Below are 3,337 nucleotides of genomic sequence, written 5' to 3'. Positions count from 1 at the left end.
CGACTGAAGTCGCCGTTCGCTTTTCATCCGTGCTTTAAAAAGACACGGCTTTCAAGCTCTCGTCCTTTTCTCGTAAACCGTTGCAGGATCAGGTTTTTTTGATGTACGAGCATGGAGGGATTTGAACCCCCGACCCTCAGAACCGGAATCTGATGCTCTATCCACTGAGCTACATGCCCTCGCACGAATGTCAGTATAGCACAGATGGGAGGCAACAGGGAATAGGCGGCGGACAATTGGGGTAAAACGCTTTCACCGTGAGGGTTTCAGGCGCGATCGCGCGCCGGACGGGTACGGCTGCGATCGCCCCGACTCGCCCCCCCATCCCCGAGTGCGGCGGACAAATTCAAATCGAAATCACCAGGCCCTGAAGAGAGGGAATAGGGAGTAGGGAATCGGGAATCGGGAATCGGGTTTACCCTACACCCCACACCCTACACCCCACACCCTGATTCTAGCCGTTGGTCATGGCGTATTCGGGACGGGCGCTGAGATATTCCTCGCCGGTGAGGATTTTAACGTTGCCATCGTCGTCCATGTCCATCAGGGCGACGTCGCCGGAGCTCAGTTCGCCGGAGAGCATGGCTTCGGCGAGCACGTCCTCCATCAGGTTCATGATCGCCCGACGCAGGGGACGTGCACCGTAGTTGGGATCATAGCCGACTTCGACGATGTGATCCTTGAAGCGATCGCTCACTTGCAGGGTGATCTCCTTCTCCGCCAGACGGCCGAACACTTCCCGCAGGAGGATGTCGGCGATCTGCTTCACCTCGTCCTTCGTCAGCTTGCGGAAGACGATGATCTCGTCGAGGCGGTTGAGGAATTCCGGGCGGAAATACTGCTTCAACTCCTCGTTGACGAGGTTGCGAATCCGGGTGTACTGCACGTCTTCCTCGGGGTCGGCGAACTCGAATCCGATGCCGCCGCCGCCCTTTTCGATCACCTTCGATCCGATATTGGAAGTCATGATAATCAAGGTGTTCTTGAAGCTGACCGTGCGGCCCTTGGCGTCGGTGAGGCGTCCGTCTTCCAAAATCTGCAACAGCATATTGAAAACGTCCGGGTGCGCCTTTTCGATTTCGTCGAACAGGATCACCGTGTAGGGGCGACGGCGCACGGCTTCGGTGAGTTGTCCCCCTTCGTCGTAGCCGACGAATCCGGGGGGAGAACCGATCAGCTTGGACACCGTGTGGCGCTCCATGAATTCTGACATATCCAGGCGGATCATGGCCTCTTCCGAGCCGAAGAAGTAGGCGGCCAGGGCTTTAGTGAGTTCGGTTTTTCCCACACCTGTGGGGCCGGAGAACACGAAACTGGCGATCGGGCGGTTGGGGTTCTTGAGTCCCACCCGGGCGCGGCGGATGGCGCGGGAGACGGCGCTGACGGCTTCATCCTGGCCGATGAGGCGCTGGTGCAGGGTGTCTTCCATGTGCAGCAGCTTGTAGGACTCGGATTCGGTCATCTTCGTGACCGGGATTCCCGTCCAGGCTGAAAGCACGTTGGCGATGTCCTCTTCCGTCACCATCAGGTCAGCTTTGATTGAGGTTTCCACTTCGGAGGCGGATTCGATTTGGTCGCGGATTTCCAATTCGCGATCGCGCAGTTCCCCGGCTTTCTCGAAATCTTGACCCTGGACGGCGGAATCTTTTTCCTTGACCACTTCGGAGAGTTCCCGCTTCAGGTCTTTCACTTCCGGCGGCAGTTTGGAGTTCATCACCCGCACCCGAGAACCGGCTTCGTCGATTAGGTCGATCGCCTTGTCCGGGAGGAAGCGATCGCTGATGTAGCGGTGGGAGAGGGTGGCGGCGGAGTGCAGGGCCTCGTCGGAGATGGTGAGGCGGTGGTGCTGTTCGTAGGCGGACCGCAGTCCGAACAGGATCTCGATGGTTTCTTCGACTGTCGGTTCGCCCACCATCACGGGTTGGAACCGGCGCTCCAGGGCGGCGTCCCGTTCAATATATTTGCGGTATTCGTCCAGGGTGGTGGCGCCGACGCACTGCAATTCGCCCCGGGCCAGGGCCGGTTTGAGCATATTGGCGGCGTCCATCGTCCCCTCGATCGCTCCGGCACCCACCAGGGTATGGATCTCGTCGATGACTAAAATAATATTGCCGGCCGATTTGATTTCATCGACGATCTTCTTGAGGCGTTCCTCGAACTCGCCCCGGAAGCGGGTTCCAGCCACCAGGGTCCCCATTTCCAAGCTGACCACCTGGCGGTCTTCGAGCAGTTCGGGGACGTTGCCGTTGACGATGCGCTGGGCCAACCCTTCCGCGATCGCCGTTTTACCCACACCGGGTTCGCCGATGAGTACGGGGTTATTCTTGGTGCGGCGTCCGAGAATTTGGATCACCCGCTCAATCTCGCGGTTGCGTCCGACGATGGGATCGAGTTTGCCTTGTGCAGCCAGTTGGGTGAGGTTGGTGGAAAATTCGTCCAGCGTCACCGTCTTGCGGTTGCGGCTTCTTGAGGTTCCCCCGGCCGGTGCCGCGGCTACTTCTTCGCCCAGGTTGCGGATCAGTTCCGTCCGCAGTTGGGCGCGATCGATCCCGAAGTTTTCCAGCACTTTGGCCGCGACGCCTTCGTCGTCCTGCAACAATGCCAATAAAATGTGTTCCGGGGCAATGTAGTTGTTGCCCAGTTGCCGCGCCTCTTTCATGGCCCCCTCGAACACCCGCTTGGCCCGGGGCGTGAAGGGGATTTCCGGCGGCATGAAGCCCGAACCCCGGCCGATGATGGATTCGACCTCGCGGCGGGTATTGTCCAAATTCAGGTTTTTATCGGAAAGCACTTTCGCCGCCACGCTGGTGCCTTCTCCGAGAATCCCGAGCAACAGTTGCTCCGTCCCGACAAAGTTATGTCCCAAACGTCGCGCCTCTTCCTGAGACAGCATCACGGCTTTGATGGCTTTATCTGAGAAGTATTCAAACATTCGTCTTTTTCCCGTCCAGCTATTGTACTTAGCTAACCCTGGAGGCCTGTTTGGTTCCGTACAGGAGTAACATCACACCCCCAAGATGTGTAAACTTTTGTGTATTTTCCTATCCCTACTGTATCGCTCTCTCGCAAATCATGCAGTGAGGAGAGCCGTAATTTGGGGAGTCGGGAGTCGGGAGTCGGGAGTCGGGAGCGGGGGGAGCGGGGGGAGCGGAGGTGGCGGAGGAAGCGGGGAAAGCCGAGGGAGCGGAGGGAGCGGAGGAAGCGGAGGGAGCGGAGGGAGCGGGGGAAGTGGGGGAAGTGGGGAAACGGGTAGAACATCTGCACCGCTTGGGAATCAATTCCCCGAGGGCGCAAGCCTTGCGCCCCTACCAGCAAAAATCATCTGAAGATGATTGGG

The 3,337-nt window shown here is 58.6% G+C and carries 2 protein-coding genes and 1 tRNA gene; 1 reads left to right on the top strand and 2 read right to left on the bottom strand.

Annotated features, from left to right (window positions below):
* Positions 1-106: 106 nt before the first annotated feature.
* Both AC0QHF_RS00470 and AC0QHF_RS00465 read right to left on the bottom strand, forming a co-directional pair.
* Positions 107-179, bottom strand: a tRNA-Arg gene (locus AC0QHF_RS00470).
* Between the two features lie 275 nt (positions 180-454).
* Entirely contained in the window at positions 455-2,932 is a 2,478-nt protein-coding gene (locus tag AC0QHF_RS00465; RefSeq protein ID WP_324702225.1) for an ATP-dependent Clp protease ATP-binding subunit, read from the bottom strand.
* Between the two features lie 221 nt (positions 2,933-3,153).
* Between AC0QHF_RS00465 and AC0QHF_RS00460 the strand changes: the two genes are divergently transcribed.
* Positions 3,154-3,337: hypothetical protein (locus AC0QHF_RS00460; protein WP_324702224.1), on the top strand; the 184-nt coding region annotated here is incomplete at its 3' end.

The organism is Lyngbya sp. CCY1209, from assembly GCF_055795065.1.
Note: the sequence above shows the minus strand (reverse complement) of the source record. Positions and strands in the feature narration are given on the sequence as shown.

Bases quoted from the DNA above. Each gene is read 5' to 3' on its own strand.
- AC0QHF_RS00465 (WP_324702225.1), bottom strand. From the start codon at position 2,932: ATGTTTGAATACTTCTCAGATAAAGCCATCAAAGCCGTGATGCTGTCT.